This window comes from Arcicella lustrica, from assembly GCF_034930985.1.
In the GTDB taxonomy this organism is placed as follows: domain Bacteria; phylum Bacteroidota; class Bacteroidia; order Cytophagales; family Spirosomataceae; genus Arcicella; species Arcicella lustrica.
Map to the genome: position 1 here is coordinate 159,992 of NZ_JAYGIM010000013.1, position 17,588 is coordinate 177,579.

General features: G+C 35.2%; 15 protein-coding genes. 5 read left to right on the forward strand and 10 right to left on the reverse strand.

From position 1 onward, the window contains the following. Positions 1-151: 151 nt before the first annotated feature. The 3 genes from VB798_RS17300 to VB798_RS17310 form a co-directional block, all read right to left on the reverse strand. A complete protein-coding gene (locus tag VB798_RS17300) occupies positions 152-1,213 on the reverse strand; it encodes an NAD-dependent epimerase/dehydratase family protein (RefSeq protein WP_323260595.1) in 1,062 nt (353 codons plus the stop codon). A 23-nt stretch (positions 1,214-1,236) separates the two neighbouring features. After that, positions 1,237-3,165 carry a KUP/HAK/KT family potassium transporter gene (locus tag VB798_RS17305; RefSeq protein WP_407654169.1) on the reverse strand — a complete coding sequence of 643 codons (1,929 nt, stop codon included), beginning with the start codon at positions 3,163-3,165 and terminating at the stop codon, positions 1,237-1,239. Positions 3,166-3,380: 215 nt separating this feature from the next. Further along, the gene (locus VB798_RS17310; RefSeq protein WP_323260599.1) at positions 3,381-4,760 is read right to left on the reverse strand and encodes a monooxygenase; all 1,380 of its coding nucleotides are present in this window, start codon (positions 4,758-4,760) and stop codon (positions 3,381-3,383) included. Between the two features lie 338 nt (positions 4,761-5,098). On the opposite strand from VB798_RS17310, the gene VB798_RS17315 reads away from it, so the two are divergent. Together VB798_RS17315 and VB798_RS17320 are read left to right on the forward strand one after the other, a co-directional pair. Continuing rightward, positions 5,099-8,050: a M16 family metallopeptidase gene (locus VB798_RS17315; protein ID WP_323260601.1), complete on the forward strand. Its 2,952-nt coding sequence runs from the start codon at positions 5,099-5,101 to the stop codon at positions 8,048-8,050. A 100-nt stretch (positions 8,051-8,150) separates the two neighbouring features. Then, positions 8,151-8,504 (forward strand): YraN family protein, encoded by a 354-nt coding sequence (locus VB798_RS17320; protein ID WP_323260603.1) that lies wholly within the window; start codon positions 8,151-8,153, stop codon positions 8,502-8,504. Positions 8,505-8,512: 8 nt separating this feature from the next. Here VB798_RS17320 and VB798_RS17325 read toward each other — a convergent pair whose 3' ends face one another. Together VB798_RS17325 and VB798_RS17330 are read right to left on the reverse strand one after the other, a co-directional pair. After that, positions 8,513-9,001 (reverse strand): GAF domain-containing protein, encoded by a 489-nt coding sequence (locus VB798_RS17325; RefSeq protein ID WP_323260605.1) that lies wholly within the window; start codon positions 8,999-9,001, stop codon positions 8,513-8,515. Positions 9,002-9,005: 4 nt separating this feature from the next. Further along, a complete protein-coding gene (locus VB798_RS17330) occupies positions 9,006-9,500 on the reverse strand; it encodes a hypothetical protein (protein ID WP_323260607.1) in 495 nt (164 codons plus the stop codon). A 213-nt stretch (positions 9,501-9,713) separates the two neighbouring features. On the opposite strand from VB798_RS17330, the gene VB798_RS17335 reads away from it, so the two are divergent. Next, positions 9,714-10,169: a sterol desaturase family protein gene (locus VB798_RS17335; RefSeq protein ID WP_323260609.1), complete on the forward strand. Its 456-nt coding sequence runs from the start codon at positions 9,714-9,716 to the stop codon at positions 10,167-10,169. Here VB798_RS17335 and VB798_RS17340 read toward each other — a convergent pair. The 5 genes from VB798_RS17340 to lpdA form a co-directional block, all read right to left on the reverse strand. Further along, complete coding sequence (locus VB798_RS17340) at positions 10,166-10,888, reverse strand: 3'-5' exonuclease (protein WP_323260611.1); 723 nt, start codon at positions 10,886-10,888, stop codon at positions 10,166-10,168. The genes VB798_RS17335 and VB798_RS17340 overlap by 4 nt on opposite strands. Before the next feature lie 296 nt (positions 10,889-11,184). Beyond that, positions 11,185-11,592, reverse strand: coding sequence for a hypothetical protein (locus tag VB798_RS17345; RefSeq protein ID WP_323260613.1), 408 nt, complete (start codon positions 11,590-11,592; stop codon positions 11,185-11,187). 90 nt (positions 11,593-11,682) lie between these two features. Continuing rightward, a complete protein-coding gene (gene lipB / locus VB798_RS17350; protein ID WP_323260615.1) occupies positions 11,683-12,399 on the reverse strand; it encodes a lipoyl(octanoyl) transferase LipB in 717 nt (238 codons plus the stop codon). Between the two features lie 254 nt (positions 12,400-12,653). Beyond that, positions 12,654-13,253 carry a hypothetical protein gene (locus VB798_RS17355; protein WP_323260617.1) on the reverse strand — a complete coding sequence of 200 codons (600 nt, stop codon included), beginning with the start codon at positions 13,251-13,253 and terminating at the stop codon, positions 12,654-12,656. 156 nt (positions 13,254-13,409) lie between these two features. Next, positions 13,410-14,804 carry a dihydrolipoyl dehydrogenase gene (lpdA, locus tag VB798_RS17360; RefSeq protein WP_323260619.1) on the reverse strand — a complete coding sequence of 465 codons (1,395 nt, stop codon included), beginning with the start codon at positions 14,802-14,804 and terminating at the stop codon, positions 13,410-13,412. Positions 14,805-15,020: 216 nt separating this feature from the next. Here lpdA and VB798_RS17365 point away from each other — a divergent pair, with 216 nt between their 5' ends. Both VB798_RS17365 and prfB read left to right on the forward strand, forming a co-directional pair. Continuing rightward, positions 15,021-15,944, forward strand: coding sequence for a class I SAM-dependent methyltransferase (locus VB798_RS17365; protein ID WP_323260621.1), 924 nt, complete (start codon positions 15,021-15,023; stop codon positions 15,942-15,944). A 167-nt stretch (positions 15,945-16,111) separates the two neighbouring features. Further along, a protein-coding gene (prfB, locus tag VB798_RS17370; protein WP_323260623.1) for a peptide chain release factor 2 occupies positions 16,112-17,186 on the forward strand; the annotation gives its coding sequence in 2 pieces (ribosomal slippage) (positions 16,112-16,171 and positions 16,173-17,186; 1,074 coding nt in all). Positions 17,187-17,588: the final 402 nt, after the last annotated feature.

Consider the following 17,588-nt stretch of genomic DNA (forward strand, 5'->3'; position numbering starts at 1 on the left):
TATAATCAACGAATATACAACTTTTTTATATTGCTAGTTTTCTGACAGTCAATTATTTGAAGCGTTTTTCGATGAACATTTATAAAAACAAAAAAGCGCAAAAGTTTTTTAATCCTTTTACGCTTTTCTTATCAACAAACCTGTTAATCCTTTACTTCAATACATAAGCCAAGGCTTCTTCATTTTCTGCAATCCATTCTGTGATTTCTGTTACGATTTGCTTCATTGAAATTTCAGGTTTCCAGCCCGTTAATGCCGTTACTTTTGTATTATCTGTTACATACAAACGAATATCCGCCGCACGGTTTTCTGCTACTTTGCTAATTGGAATGATTTTACCTGTTACTTCTTGGCAAATCTGTGTGAGTTCTTGCAAAGAAGCACTAACTTCTGCACCTCCACCAGCGTTCAAAATTTCTCCGTTTACTTTGTCAATATTATGTAATTGAAAATCTATCAAACGATATAAATCTTTAACATGCAACATATCACGAGTTTGGCGACCTGAACCACCATAACCAATGTATGCTAATTGCTGTTGCCAATAATGTTTTGCCACCCAAAGTACCATTACTCCTTGGTCAATTTTACCCATTTGCCAAGGACCAGTCAATACTCCACAACGGTTGATAACGGTTTTCATGCCATAAAATTCATTGTATTCATGAATCATTAATTCAGAAGCCAATTTTGTGGCACCATATAAAGACCTTGCTCCATCCAATGGAAAATTTTCTGCAATACCTTTTGAAGAAACACCCGGAATTGATTGTTCATCTGAAAGCACAAAACGAGTTTCTGCTTCTTCAAAATTCAATTTTTCAATGGCTTTAATTGGGTAAATTCTACTAGTAGATAGAAATATAAAAGCAGCTCCGCACTTTTTAGTATAGTTCAAACAATTGATTGTACCGACTAAATTGGTGTTAATCAAATAATCTGGAGTACCTTCTAAGCCTGCTAAAACGGAAGGTTCAGCAGAAGATTCTATGACGAAATCAACTGTTGGCAAGGCATCAAAATCTTCTTTATTACGAATATCCCCGTGAACGAAAATAGCACCAGCTTTTGCTAAACGAGGAAGATTCAATTCTGAGCCTTTACGTTTTAAATTATCCAGACAAATTACTTCGTAAGAAGGATAATTAGTTTTAATGTTAATGGCGAGCGAAGAACCTACAAAACCTGCTCCACCTGTGATAAGAATTTTCAAGATGTTTATGTATAAATTAAGGTTTAATCTACTCTTTTTAATACTACATTTTCTACTGGACGAATAATCAATGGTACTTTTTCTACTTTTACTGCACTGGTATCAAGTCCAAACCATTTGTCTTCTGAAGGAGTAAAGTCTTTGATAAAGAAGTACGCCTTCATAATTAAACCTTCTATGAGTGATAATTTATTATCGAACGATAAAAATTTCTCTAACACCACAAAACGGAAATCACCAATTACATTTTGTTTATTCAAAGATTCATAACGAGAGGTAATATCTACTTCTCCTTTTTTCACCATGTCTTCTACTACTTTTCGGAAGTAAAGATTTATTCTTTGTTCAACTCTAAAACCCAATCTGAAATTTACTTTAATAACATCGTCAGGCTCAATAACGCTTACTTTATATTCCATTGTATATGGATCATCCATGGTATCAACGTGGACAAACCAATAAATGTCTGCTCTTTTTGGACGTTTTTGAAAGATAGAGTAAATAATTTTAGATTCTATTTCACTGGTTCTAGCCGCATTCGACATAAATACTAAGTGCGTTGCATACTTAGGAATACTCATATCTCGGCTTAGTTCTTTCAAAGGTTCAATATAATCGGCAAGTTTTACGTATTCAGTTAATCGCATTTTAATGATATTGGCTCTAAACCAAATTACCATTAAAGCAATAATCGCTGCTGCAATAAACAATGAAACATAACCACCATGAACAAATTTACGAAGGTTTGCTACCAAGAATGCGCCTTCAATCGCCACATATAAAACGATGAATCCTACAACCCACCACATATCAATTTTCCGAGTATGGAGGTAATATGCCATTAAAGCAGTAGTCATCAACATCGTCATGGTAATCGCTAAACCGTAGGCAGCTTCCATATTGGCTGATTCTTTAAACCATAAAACTACACCTACACAGCCCAACCATAAGAAAATATTCATACTTGGCACATACAATTGTCCTTTTTGGTCTGAAGGATAATGCAAACGAACCTTGGGCCAAAAATTCAAACGTATAGCTTCTGAAACCAACGTAAAAGAACCCGAAATTAAGGCTTGGCTGGCAATTACTGCTGCCGCTGTAGCAATAGCAATTCCCCAAATCAAGAACCATTCTGGCATTAATTCAAAAATAGGTTTACGTCCATTTAGTAATTGTCCATTTTGTGAAATCAACCACGCTCCTTGTCCGAAGTATTGAAGTAACAAGGCAATTTTTACAAAAATCCAACTGATTCTAATATTCCCACGACCACAATGTCCTAAATCAGAATACAAAGCTTCAGCTCCTGTAGTACATAAGAAAACTGCTCCTAAAAGCCAGAAACCGCTTTCTCCTCCATGAGAATTCGTCAACAAATCGTAAGCATAATATGGAGATAGTGCTTTTAAAACTGTCCAGTCTTGTGCAATCCAAATAATTCCAAAGAAAGCCAACATCGAAAACCAAATCAACATAATTGGACCAAATGCTCTACCAACTACTTTAGTACCAAAGATTTGGAACATAAATAAGCCCGTAATAATAGCGAGTACAATCGGAACTGTTTGAAGATCAGGATAAATTTTCAGAAGCCCTTCAATGGCAGAAGCTACCGAGATTGGCGGAGTAATTACTCCATCTGCCAAAAGGGTTGATGCACCAATTACAGCAGGAAAAGTAAGCCATTTAGCATGACGTCTTACCAATGCGAAAAGGGCTAAGATACCACCTTCACCACGGTTGTCTGCTCGAAGAATTAGGATTACATACTTGAAGGTGGTTTGCAGCGTCAATGTCCAAAAAATACATGATAGTCCGCCGAGAACAGTTCTCTCATCTATTGGCACACTACCAATAATCGACTGCATTACGTAGAGTGGCGAAGTACCAATATCACCATAAATAATTCCCATCGCTACCAGCAGACCCGCTGCAGTGGCTTTGTCCATACTTTTATGTTCCATAAAGAGGAAGCAATTATAACACCGATGGTTACAATTTTTTATTGGTTAAGTAAAATTTTATTCAAAAAAAGGCAGATTATTGTCTGTATTGCAAGCAAATATAATACCTCTTCTGGATTTATTCCATCATTCAAAAAAAGACCTCTAATTTCTTAGAAGTCTTTTCCATTTTTTAGTTCCCCTTTTTCTACTTTTTTACGTTATTCTTCATAATAATAACCAAAAATAATGTCCATTTCATCTTCGGAAGTTAATCCAAACGAAATGGTTTTATCTGAAGTATTATTATAAGTAACGATGGATGTAAGTCCTTCTCCTTTTTTCAATGAAATGGGTGTTGAATAATTAATTATGGCTGGATGTTCCCAGTCAGTACTTTCATAAACTACTTCGCCATTTCTAGCGCCTCCCAGAATTTTAATCACAAATTTCTGTCCATATTTATGATTGTGCGAAGTCAATGAAACCACTTTTACATCTGTATTAAATTTAAAATCTTTCGTGACTGTTGTAATCGTTTTAGCAGGTAAATTGAAATTGGTATTATTAAAATCTATGGTTTTTACCACATATTTTACTTTTGATTTATCGACCGTATAAAGATTTACATTATTCTCGCCATAATGAATATCTGTAGTTTTGTTAAAATAATGTGGATTCAAATCAATTGTCATACCTGCTGGTAACATTAAAGCCGTTCCTTCTGGAAAAGTATATTCCTGACTAGCATTCGTTCCTCCGCCTAAAAAAACATGATTTGACATTTGAATTGCCGTCACCAGATTCAATGTATTGTCTGCATTACGCAAATCTCTGATGGTATTGATGGTTGGTAAAGTACTTGCCGTTTTATCTCTAAAATCATACAAAACCATGTGATGGCTATTGGGGCGAGACTGAAATTTAAGTTTATTCACATAAACATCAACGGTATTACCTATCGTTTTTCTGATAAAAAGTTCTCTTTCAAAATTGGGTTGAATAGTAAATTTTTCAACCTTCATTTGGTAACCAGCTACTCCTTCTTCTTGTGGAGTTTGCATTGTTTTGAAATCATCGCTTGTAGAAGTACTTGGTGTAGTATCGTCTAATAACGTTTTATCCACCACATCGCCTGTTTTGGGCGCACCTGCTTCAATCCAACGACGTACAAATTCTATTTGTCCAACCGAAAGAGCCTTTCCACCCAAAGGCATTGGTGAAGCATACTGCTTACCTCCATGATGAGAGGCATCCCAATTCAATTTATGATAAAATAAACTCTCTAAAGATTTAAAGGCTTTTACTCTGAGATGCCCATCCGCTTTCGAAAGCTCATTTTTAGGCACGACTCCAACCAAATTGGCATAGGCTACCGATTTTTCTAACACTAAACCATGTTGTGCATAAGTGGCGTCTGAAGTAGAAGCATGACAGCCTGCCGTAGCACAAGTAGGCGTAATAATTCTATCTTGAAGTAAAGAAAAGCTTGAAGTTTCGTTGGCGGGTTGTTTATCATCTACCGCATTTTTAGAACACGATGCCATCATTAAACTGCTCAATGACAATAAGATAATGTTATAATAAAAGTACTTTTTCATAGTCGGCTTGTATTGGATTTCACTAAAATTTCTGATTTGACATGAATAAACATGCTTGATAATAAATAAACGAATGAACGAAATGTTTACGTAAGTGAAGTACGACAAATTATACAAAAAGGTACAGATTTCTTGTAAAAACATTTTTAAACGCATAATTAACCAAAGGCTTTTAGTAACTCATCACTTCATACTCATGCAACTTTTGTCGCTGAAACAACATCTTTGAACGTAATGCTCAAAACATTCAACTAACAATACCGTTTATCAAAAAACAATAGTTACTTTGTCAATAAATCTATTAATTGTTTCTTTTTCTAAAATCCACCATACTTCGCATGAAAAACCTTAGGTTATCTCTGCTGGGAGTTGTGTTATCGCTACTTCTAAACACTCTAGCATTTGCTCAAAAAACTTTTGATTGGAAAACAGCTACTGCTGCTGGCTATACTTACAAATACGTAAGTAACGACCCAATGAAAGCTCGTTTTTACACATTAGCTAACGGACTAACCGTTATCCTTAGTGAAAACCACAAAGAACCACGAATCGCCGCTTTGATTCCAACTCGTGCAGGTTCTAATACCGACCCAAGAACCAATACGGGTCTTGCCCATTATTTAGAACACATGTTGTTCAAAGGAACTGACAAATTTGGTTCACTGGATTGGTCAAAAGAAAAACCATTACTTGACCAAGTTGATGCACTTTACGAAAAGTACAACCAAACTACTGATTCAGCACGTCGTAAAGCTATTTACAAGGAAATCGACCGAGTATCTGGTGAAGCTGCCAAATTCGCTATCGCTAATGAGTATGATAAAATGATGGCTTCGATGGGCGGACAAGGCACGAATGCTTTTACTTCGTATGAACAAACTGTTTATACAGAAGATATTCCTGCTAATGCTATCGACCGCTTTTTAAAATTACAAGGCGAACGTTTTCGCAATCCAATTCTTCGTATTTTCCACACAGAATTAGAAGCAGTTTACGAAGAAAAAAACCGTAGCCTTGACAACGATGGCTGGAAAGTTTATGAATCTCGCAACGCTGCATTGTTCCCAACACATAATTACGGACAACAAACAACCATCGGAACAATTGAACATTTGAAAAACCCTTCTTTGGTTGAAATCCGCAATTACTTCAAAAAATACTATGTGCCAAACAACATGGCAATCATCATGGTGGGCGATTTCAATTCAGATATTTTAATCAAAAAGATTGAGACTTCTTTCAAATACATGGTTTCAAAACCAGTACAAGAATACAAACCAGCACCAGAAGCACCGATTACTGCACCATTGGTTCGTGAAGTATTTGGTCCTACTCCAGATGCCCTGACTATTGCTTGGCGTTGGTCTGGTTCTTTGAATGCCAAAGAGAAAATCATTGGTACAATTGTCGATGAATTGATGTCGAATTCAAAAGCTGGTTTAATTGACTTAAACTTAGTGAAAGCTCAAAAGGTATTAAGAGCAAGCTGTAGCCCAGAATGGAACAAAGATTATGCTGTTTGGCAAATGACAGGTTCGCCTAAAAAAGACCAAACACTTGATGAAGTAAAAACATTATTGTTAGGAGAGTTAGACAAACTGAAATCTGGAAATTTTGATGAATCTATCATCAAAGCAATTGCTGCCAATTATAAAATGAATGCCATTCAAGGTTTAGAAAACAATTCTTCTCGTGCTTATAATTTACTTGAAAGTTTTGTAGCTGACAAAGCTAATAATTGGACTGATTATGTTGCGATTAACGATGCTTTGGGGAAAGTAACGAAACAAGAAGTAATGGATTTTGCTAAAAAATACTGTGGCGATGGTTACGTAATTGTTTACAAACGCAAAGGTACAGACCCAAATATCACCAAAGTTGACAAACCTGCCATCACTCCAGTAGAAGTAAATCGTGAAGCTCAGTCGGATTTCTTAAAAGATGTGAATGAAACTCCGATGACAAACATCCAACCAAAATGGTTAGATTTCAATAAAGACATCAAAAAAGGTAAAGTTGGTACTTTGGAGGCTCTTACGGTGAAAAATACTGATAACGACCTTTTCCGTTTGAGCTACCGTTTTGATATGGGTTCTTGGAATAGTAAAGTATTACCAATTGCTTTACAATATTTACAATTTGTAGGTACTGATAAAATGAACGCTGAACAAATCAGTACGGCATTTTATCGTTTGGCAAGTAGTTTTAATACTTCTTATACCGACCATCACATTACTTTAGCGATGTCGGGTCTGAATGAAAACTTTGCAAAAACAGTAAGTCTTTTTGAAGATTTATTAACTAAATGCAAGAAAGATGATGCCGCTTTAGAATTACTTAAAGGTAGATTATTGAAGCAAAGAAGCGATGCTAAATTAAACAAAGGAGCAATTTTGCAAGGTTTAGCAACTTACGCATCTTATGGCGCTAAAAACCCAAGAAACACTTTACAATTCACAGATGCTGAATTGAAAGCCTTGAAATCAGAAGACTTAATTAGTTTCTTGCACGATTTATTCTCGTACAAACATTCTGTAATTTATTATGGACCAAAATCTGTTGAAGAATTGGCAATAGCATTAAAAGGCGTTCACCAAATCAATAGTACTTTTAAAGCTGATTTACCTTTGGTAGCTGATTTCAAAATGGAATCGCCAACTAAACCAGCAGTATTATTTACAGATTACGATATGGTTCAGGCTGAAATCAACTGGGTTCGTCCAACGATTCAATTTAGTCCATCAGAAACCCCAATTGTAGAATTATACAATAATTACTTCGGTGGTGGTATGTCGTCAATTGTATTCCAAACCATTCGTGAATCTAAAGCTTTGGCTTATTCGACTTATGCTTTTTATCAAACGCCAAATACTAAAGATGAAAAGTATCGCATGATTGCTTACATCGGTACACAAGCAGATAAAATTCATGAGTCAATTGCTGGAATGGATGAATTATTGAATGAATTCCCTTCGTCTGAAAAGAATTTGGAAACGGCCATTGCAAGTATGAAAAAGAATTATCAGACAGAAAGAATTACGCAAGACAATATCATTTATACTTATCTGACTGGTCTTGACAAAGGCGTAAAAGTAGATGAGCGTCAGGCGATTTTCCAAGCATTGGATAAACTAACTTTAGCCGATTTAAAGAAATTCCAAGATACTTTATTGGCGAAAAAACCATATTCGATGTGTATCGTAGCTTCTGAGAAAAAAGTAAATTTAGAAGATTTGAAAAAATACGGAGAAGTAAAGAAATTGACTTTAGAAGACGTATTTGGATATTAATTTAGCTATCAGTCTTCGGCTATCGGTCATCAGTTTTCAGGTATCAAAAATGATATCCGAAAGCTGATGACTGAAATCCGAAACCCTATACCGAAAAACAATGGCAGAACACCTAGAAACAGGCAAAAAAGCCGAAGACATCGCAGCCAATTTCCTCATTGAAAAAGGCTATCAAATTCTCCACAGAAATTATCGCTACGGTCGAGCAGAAATTGACTTGATTGTACGCAAAGGAATCTTCTTAGTATTCGTCGAAGTAAAATCTCTTACCAATTTAAAATTCGGAATGCCCGAAATTGGAGTAAACAGACACAAAGTAGCAATGGTAACCAAAGCCGCAGACTTTTATGTGTTTAAAAACAATTGGCATCAACAAATTCGTTTTGATATTGTAGCAGTCGTTTTCAAAAACAACATCGTTGAAGTATCACATTTTGAAGATGCTTTTTATTGATTGGAAATCTAAATCGCTATTTCTTCAATCAATTGAATAATTTGTGATAGACCTTCTGCATCCACTTCCGAAAAATCATTGAGTTCATCAGAATCCACATCAAGTACTAAAAATACTTCTCCGTTTTTATCCTTCGCAGGCAAAACAATTTCAGATTTTGAAGCAGAAGAACAAGCAATATGCCCTGGGAAAGCTTCAACATCTGGCACAATTACAACTTCTTTGGTCGTATAAGCATGTCCGCAAACTCCTTTATTAAAGTGGATACGAGTACAAGCAATTGGCCCTTGGAAAGGTCCTAACACTAATTGATTTTCTTTTTTAAGATAAAATCCAACCCAAAAGAAATTAAAAGCTTCTTTTAAAGCAGCTGAAATATTAGCAAGATTTGCCGTCAAATCGCTTTCGCCAGAAGTAAGAGCTTTGATTTGTGGCAATAAGCTTTCATAAATTTCTTGACGGTTCGTTGTTGATGGAAGATATAAACTTTCAGACATGGTATTAAACACTCGTTGTTTGGAAGTAACGTTTCATCCAGCTTTGAGCTGCACTTACTTGCCAATTATTTTTAAATTCGCCAATATTGGCAACTAGATTATTGAAAATTAAGGTTTCAGGATGAATCATTCCTTCTGCTACAAGTGCTTTGATTTTCAACATCTCTACGCTTTGAATAGCATCTTCATGAATAAAAGCGATAGAACGATCGAAGAAATTAATATTCATTTCAGCACCAAGTTCTTTTAACCAACGAGTAGAAGCATCTATCGAACAACCAGAAGCTTGATTCTGTACTTCATCCACCGCTACAACGATAAAGCGATTATGAAATATCTTTACCGAACCCACCAAAGGCACACCATGTGCAGCCCATTGATTTACTTGCGCTTCAAGGGTTTCTTGCACATATATAAATTCAGCATCGCTTAAATTTTTATCGGTTTGATACACCCAAACACGGGCATAATCTGGCATTTTTTCAAAAGGAATAAACATAGTTTTTGTGTTTTCTTTTTCACTAAACAGATAATGGATTTTAAGTAAAATCAGTTCCTAAACTGCGGGAAACGATTTAGTGAAAGTTAAGTATTAATTACTTTTGTTCGTAATCATCTCTCAAATAAGGCACATCGCAAACAAAATTCTAGTACTTTTGGTTAAGACTATAATTGAATTGGATACTGCATTCATCTCATAAACTTAATCAAAATGCTTATCAAACTTACTCTATTATTCGGTACTTTTTTGTTGATGGAAGGCACGGCTTGGTTTACACATAAGTACATCATGCACGGTTTTATGTGGCGTTGGCATCGTTCGCACCATGTGCATCATAATGAAGTGTTAGAAAAAAATGATTTGTTTGCAGTTGTCTTTTCTGCGGTTTCAATCGCTACGATTGCTTTGGGGAATTTTAATCCAGATTTTTGGTATTTATTTTGGATTGGTCTGGGTGTTACTTTATATGGAATTTTCTACTTTATTTTCCATGATGTAATTGTTCATCGCAGAATCAAAATCAAATTTGTGGCAAAACATCCTTATATGAAACGGATTATGAAAGCGCATTACGTTCACCACAAAGTACATGAGCGAGAAGGCGCTGAAGCGTTTGGTTTTTTGTATGCTCCCAAAAAGTACGAAGACACTAAAGGTAAACCTTAAATTCTTTCGATATTTTCTTCTTTTACCAAATCCATATTTTGGTACTTCAAAAACACTTGAGCTAAAACGATAATGTCTTCTCGACAATAAGATGCAATTTTGGGCAAATCGTTTTCTTTGTGATAAGTAAAGTTCACTTTATCTCCCGACAATTCACTTTTACTACTTGGAATATTGAATAAACACGCCAGTAATTCTAGTGAAATGTAGTGTTTTTTATCGCCAAATTTCCACATTTCTAAAGTATCGAAATGGGCAATCTCCCAAGGTTTTTTTCCTGAAATTTGTAAAGCTTTAGGAATCTCAACACCATTTACTAACATTCTTCTGCACAAGTAGGGATAATCAAATTCTTTACCGTTATGCGCACAAAAAGCCAATGTGGGTTTGTATTTTTTTTCAATCAAATTTTTGAATTCGTTCAAAATTTGCGTTTCATCGTCTCCGCTGATAGATTTTACTTTCAGACAAATTTCCTGCTCATCATTCCAATGAAAAAAACCCAAACCAATCGACACAATTTTACCAAACTCTGCATAAATTCCTGCACGGTCAAAGTAAAATTCCTCTTCATTTAATTGGCTTGGATTCATCAGAAAACTGGCTTTATGTTGCCACAAAGTTCTCATTCTGTCAGAAAGTAAATTAAAATTACTTTCGGCAGAAACCGTTTCTATATCGATAAATAATAGGTTTTTAGCAAACTTCTGAAAGTCCATATAAGCTTTGAGTTATAAGCTTAAAGCTGTCAGCAATGAGCTATCAGCTTTGAGCAATGTAGATGTTAATAATTATGAGTTATGAATTATAAATGATGAATTGATTTACAGATTCTTGTCTCTTCAATCCTAAAGTCTTGAAGTCCTAAAATCTTTAAGTCAAAAATCTTGCATCTTGCATCTTGCATCTTGTATCTTTAATTTTTAAGTCTTAAAATCAAAAATATCTTGTCTCTTGCTTCTTGTATCTTCAATCTTAAAGTCCTAAAGTCTTCAAGTCAACAAATCCCAAAAAACTACTCATGCAAAACACCTTCTAAATTCAATTGATTAATAAGCATCAAATTTTCTTCACGAATTGATTCAGGCACAAAGATAAATTTTTTATCAAAAATCTGATTTCCAATATAATAACTCACCCAATATTCATTATTCAAATGAAAAACATCTGGAGTGATGATTTCTACTTTGATAATTTCTCTTGCAGGTACTTCTTTATAAAAATGTCTGAGTTGAGAAGTTTTTGTTTCTTTTCCATCTGGATTAATTCCATAACCACGAGAATTCACAAAAACGGTTTCTAAAGGAACAGACAAACGATTGATTAAATACACGTCCCATTCTACTTCATTCAATTCGTTAATCTTACGGGCAATGGCAATCTTTACGCCTTCAACATTGGGAAATTCTATATCTTTTTTCATTGGTTAATTTATAAGCTGTCAGCTTTCGGACATCGGATGCCAGCTTTTAATATATTTAAAAACCGAAAGCTGACATCCGAAATCCGAAAGCTAACTATTCATTGCTTCTATCTCAAAAATATCTTTTAAATGTTTCGCCATTCTATCAGAAACGGCTTGGAAATCTTGGGGTTTTCCTAATTCTTGTTCAATAGATGTAACGGCTTTGTCTTCAATTCCACAAGGAACAATGTGTTTGAAATAATTCAAATCTGTATTTACATTCAATGCAAAACCGTGCATTGTTACCCAGCGACTAGCTTTTACGCCCATGGCACAAATTTTCCTTGGATTTTTCTGTTCGAGATGGTCAACCCAAACGCCAGTTAAACCTTGGATTCTTCCAGCATCAATACCAAAATCCGAACAAGTACGAATCACGGCTTCTTCCAAAAAACGCATGTATTTATGAATATCTGTAAAGAAATTCTCTAAATCAAAAATCGGATAACCGACCAATTGTCCTTTCCCGTGATAAGTAATATCGCCCCCACGATTGATTTTATAATACTTGGCTTCATATTGTTCCAAAGTATTTTCATCTAACAAAAGATGTTCAGGCTTACCACTTTTGCCTAAAGTATAAACATGTGGGTGTTCACAGAAAAGTAAGTAATTGGGCGTTAATTCCTGTTTATCAACCTCTAAATGTTTATTGTTTAGTTTTATGGCAACAATTTCTGCATGGAGTTTCTCTTGATAATCCCATGCAGTTTGGTAATCTATTAATCCCAGATTCTGGAAAATTACATTTTTATTCTGAATCACTTTCTTCTAATTTATCATCCACACTAAGGTTAATTAACGCATTTTCAGTACTTATGGTTTCGCTTAAAAATCTTCTTTAAAATTACACTTTTGCATAAAAACATACCTAAATTTCATTTTCAAAGCAAGATAAATGTATTTCTTTGTTTTAATACTTTATAAATCACAAAAACTACTCATCAATATTCATCAAAAAAGGTCGTTGATATTGTAATCAATGACCTTTTTTGATGCTTGAGAAAAAATAACTATAATTAATCCAGAGTGAAAAGTAAACTATAATCCCCCTCATTACCCTTACCTTTTAGGTTTGGTATTATTATACATCCATAAATATTTAATTTATCTCCTTGCTCTAACACTTCTATTTCAACATTATTTCTTTGCTTTTTTACCCATTTTGAAGCTTTAAATTCTCTTAAAGAATGTTTTGACAAAATTTTGCTAAGACAAGGGTTGTCATAATTATAGTTATCAGTTTTGAAAGAACCGAAAAGTGGAGATGTTACCAGATATAAAACATTGTCCAATTCAAAGTATCCATTGATGGTCATCTTCCTGTATTTAAAAAAATCACTTTCACAAATTACTACCTCAAAAGCCTTTTCATCTCCTTTGCCAGCAACTCCATGTCTGGTCTCTTCAAGCAAAACAATTGCAGTCTTTTTACTGGTAAGATTTTCTATAATCTGTGGATTAAGGGAATATACCTTTTGGATATACCCTCTCAATGATTTTGTCGTTGTTGAATCTGCAATTGTTAACTGAGCAATATCACATTGTGCTTGCACATTAGTTATCGTATTCCACATTGTGAAGAATAAGAAAATTAGATAGAAAATTTGCTTTTTCATGATTTTAAAATTTTAATGTAAGATGTTAGCATTTGAAACCTGTAACACGAGTTTCCAACTCGTGCGTGAATAATAACGAGCTGGAAACTCGTGTTACAAAAAAATCCCTTCTCCAAAAGAAAAGGGATTCGACTATCTGATTTATACTTATTTTTCTTATAAATCCACTGCACAACCATAAGCTGCTTCAGTTGCTCCTTTGATAGCTTCTGAAATGGTTGGGTGTGGGTGAATAGCTGTCATGATTTCGTGAGCAGTCGTTTCTAATTTACGAGCTACTACTACTTCTGCAATCATTTCAGTTACGTTGTAGCCAATCATGTGCGCTCCTAAGAATTCGCCATATTTAGCATCAAAAATTACTTTTACGAAACCGTCTCTAGCACCAGCCGCAGTAGCTTTACCAGATGCTACAAATGGGAATTTCCCAACTTTGATTTCATAACCTGCTTCTTTCGCTTTCTTTTCAGTTAAACCTACTGAAGCTATTTCTGGAGTACAGTAGGTACAGCCCGGAATGTTTGAATAATCTAAAGGTTCAACTTTATGTCCTGAAATTTTCTCAACACAAATGATACCTTCTGCCGAAGCAACGTGTGCTAAAGCTGGTCCAGGCGTAACATCACCAATTGCAAAATAGCCTGGAATGTTGGTTTCATACCATTGGTTTACTAAGATTTTACCTTTATCTGTAATAATACCAACTTCTTCTAAACCAATATTTTCAAGGTTTGAAATAACACCTGCTGCTGATAATACGATGTCTGAATCAATCGTGATATTTCCATTTGGTGTTTTTACTGATACTTTACAACCTTCGCCAGTAGTATCTACAGATTCAACTGAAGAGTTTGTATGAATATCAATTCCTAATTTTTTATATTGTTTCGCTAATTCTTTTGAAACGTCTTCGTCTTCAACAGGAACAACGTTTGGTAAAAATTCTACAATCGTTACTTTCGTTCCCATTGCGGCATATACATAAGCAAATTCAACGCCGATTGCACCAGAACCAATTACAACCAATGATTTAGGTTGTGTTTCTAATGACATCGCTTTGCGGTAGTCAATTACTTTTACGCCATCAATTGGAATATTTGGTAAAGCTCTTGCTCTTGCTCCAGTAGCAATCATGATGTTTTTTGCATCATAAACTGTTACTTTTCCGTCAGCAGCCGTTACTTCAACTTTTTTGTTTTTCAAGGCTTTTCCGTTACCCATGATTACGTCAATTTTGTTCTTTTTCATTAAGAATTGAACACCTTTTGACATAGAATCGGCAACACCACGAGAACGCTTAATGACTGCTCCAAAATCGGCATGAGATTCAGAAACCGTGATTCCGTAATCGGCAGCGTGTTTGATGTATTCAAATACTTGTGCAGATTTTAGTAATGCCTTAGTAGGAATACAACCCCAGTTCAGACAGATACCACCTAAAGACTCACGCTCCACTACCGCACATTTCAAACCCAATTGCGAAGCACGGATTGCCGCTACATATCCACCAGGACCTGAGCCAATCACGATTAAATCATAAACTTGTGCCATTTAATTTTTATTTTTTAAGGGTAATTTCAAATTTTATGCTACAAAGATAAGGATAAGCGGGGAATTGAAAGGAGCTTAGCAAGAAGTTTTTAGCCGAAGTATCAGTACATCTACTTTATCTCTCTAAGTTTTGTCTTAAAAAAAATGCTCTCCAACAAGATTTTTCCTTACATTAGTCTAACGATAAACACTATTTTTTGATTCCCTATTGAAACAATGGAAAATATTTCAAAAAGCTCTTTTGAAGAAACCAGTTACCTCTCTCATGAATCTTGGTTTGCCAAACAGTATCCCGATCAAGAAAAACGCTTGAATACCATTCGTAAATGGCAAAAAAGTATTGAAGATAATACGATAGATTACTGGCTTCATCAACGTTTATTTGACCTTGCCAATCCTTTAATTAATTCAAATGACCATTGGCTAACCGTGGGCGATGGCTACGGTTTTGATGCAAATTATTTTGCTAGAAATGGATGTAAAGTAATGGCTACAGATATCGGCGGAGCATTTTTGCCTTTAGTAAAAGCACAAAAATTGATTGATGATTTTTCGGTAGAAAACGTTGAAAAACTCTCTTTTGACGACAATTCTTTCGATTATGTTTTTTGTAAAGAAGCTTATCACCATTTTCCAAGGGCTTATTTGGGTGTTTATGAAATGATTAGAGTAGCCAAAAAAGCCATCATTTTGGCTGAACCACAAGACCCATTGACCAAAATGCCTTTGATGCTTGCGGTTAAAAATATCCTCGACCGTTTCGACCCCACCATTTTACAGAAGTATTGGAAAAATCGTTACTCTTTTGAAGAAGTTGGCAATTATGTCTTTAAACTTTCGGACAGGGAAATGGAAAAAATAGCAATGGGCATGAATTTACCAGCAATCGCCTTTAAAGGAATTAATAATTCTTATTGGAAAGCTGGTCTTGATACAGAAATTGCCAATAATACTTCGGCGGCTTTTCGTAAAATCCAGTCGAAACTTCGTAGAGATAATTTACTTTGTAAACTCGGTATTTTGCCTTACCAAGTGCTGAGTGCGGTTATTTTCAAAACCTTGCCGACTCAGGAGACCATCACAAAATTGAAAAATGAAGGATATTTGTATTACGAGTTTCCTAAAAATCCTTATTTATAAAAGCAAGAAACATTTCATGACAAAGCCTTCTAATTCAAAAATTTAGAAGGCTTTGTTTTTTCTAGCTATCTTTGTCAATGGAAGTTTCTAAATGGTTTTTGTATGAATCATCTTCGATTTAATTACTCTTCAGAACTGACATTTACGAAATTAAAATACTTTAACGCATGACAAAAGACAGGTTCAATGACCTGAAAGCCAAAGTAGAGGCTTTGAGGGGGTATCTTTGACTACGATAATAAGAAATTCCAGATTGAGGAATTAGAAGTAATTACGCTCGACCCTGAGTTTTGGTCGGATTCTAAAAAAGCAGAATCGACGATGCAAAAGATTAGAGCTTTGAAGTTTTGGACAATCGGTTTCGACCAACTCAATACTTTTGTTGACGACCTTGACACCATTTGGGAGTTTTACGAAATGGGCGAAGCTACCGAAGCTGAAGTAGATGCCGAAGGAGCAAAATTAGAGGAGAAATTAGCTGAATTAGAATTCCGCAAAATGATGTCTGACGAAGGCGATAGTATGTCGGCAGTACTTGAAATCAACGCAGGTGCTGGCGGAACAGAATCGCAAGACTGGGCAAGTATGCTGATGCGTATGTACATTATGTGGGCTGAAAAAAATGGTTTCAAAGTAAAAGAAGCCGACCATAACGATGGCGATGTAGCGGGTATTAAATCTGTTACTTTGGAAATCGACGGTGAATATGCTTACGGAAACCTGAAATCTGAAAATGGCGTACATCGTTTAGTAAGGATTTCTCCTTTTGATTCAAACGCTCGTCGTCATACTTCATTTGCTTCGGTTTATGTGTATCCTTTGGCGGATGATTCTATCGAAATTGAGGTAAATCCAGCAGATATTGATTGGGATACTTTCCGTTCGGGCGGAGCAGGTGGACAAAACGTAAACAAGGTAGAAACGGCTGTTCGTTTAACCCACCGACCTTCGGGAATTATCATTGCTTGTCAACAAGAACGCTCACAATTGATGAACAAAGAGGTAGCTTTACGACTTTTGAAATCGAAATTGTATCAGATAGAAATTGACAAACGCAATGCTGCCAGAGCAGAAGTAGAAGCAGGTAAAAAGAAAATTGAATGGGGTTCACAAATCAGAAGTTATGTGTTGGATGATAGACGAGTGAAAGACCACCGAACGAATTATCAAACTTCTAATACTGATGCCGTGCTAAATGGTGAAATCAATGAGTTTATTAAGGCTTATTTGATGGAAGCTTAATTAGATAAAAGAGGCAAGATATTAGAAACAAGATTAGATATTAAGCATCATATTGAGCGGTAACCCTTGCGGTTACCGTTTTTTGTTTACACATCTGTTTATCCTAATTTCCTTCAAAAGGCATCTCGAATCATTCTCAAAGTATCTCCCGACATACTTTTTTGCGGTATTTTGCGGTATTTAGTATCTCTCGACATACTAAAAGAATATATCTAGATACTTTTTTGCGGTATTTTGCGGTAAAAAGTATCTCTTGATATACTTGAAGTATGTATTGAGATACTTTTAGTATCTTTTTCCCTTCAAAAACCGAAGAAAACCGCAAAAGCTAATATAAAACCCAAACTACAACATACTTATTAAAAGAAGTATCAAAATCTGTTCTTCAACAAACTTTCTACT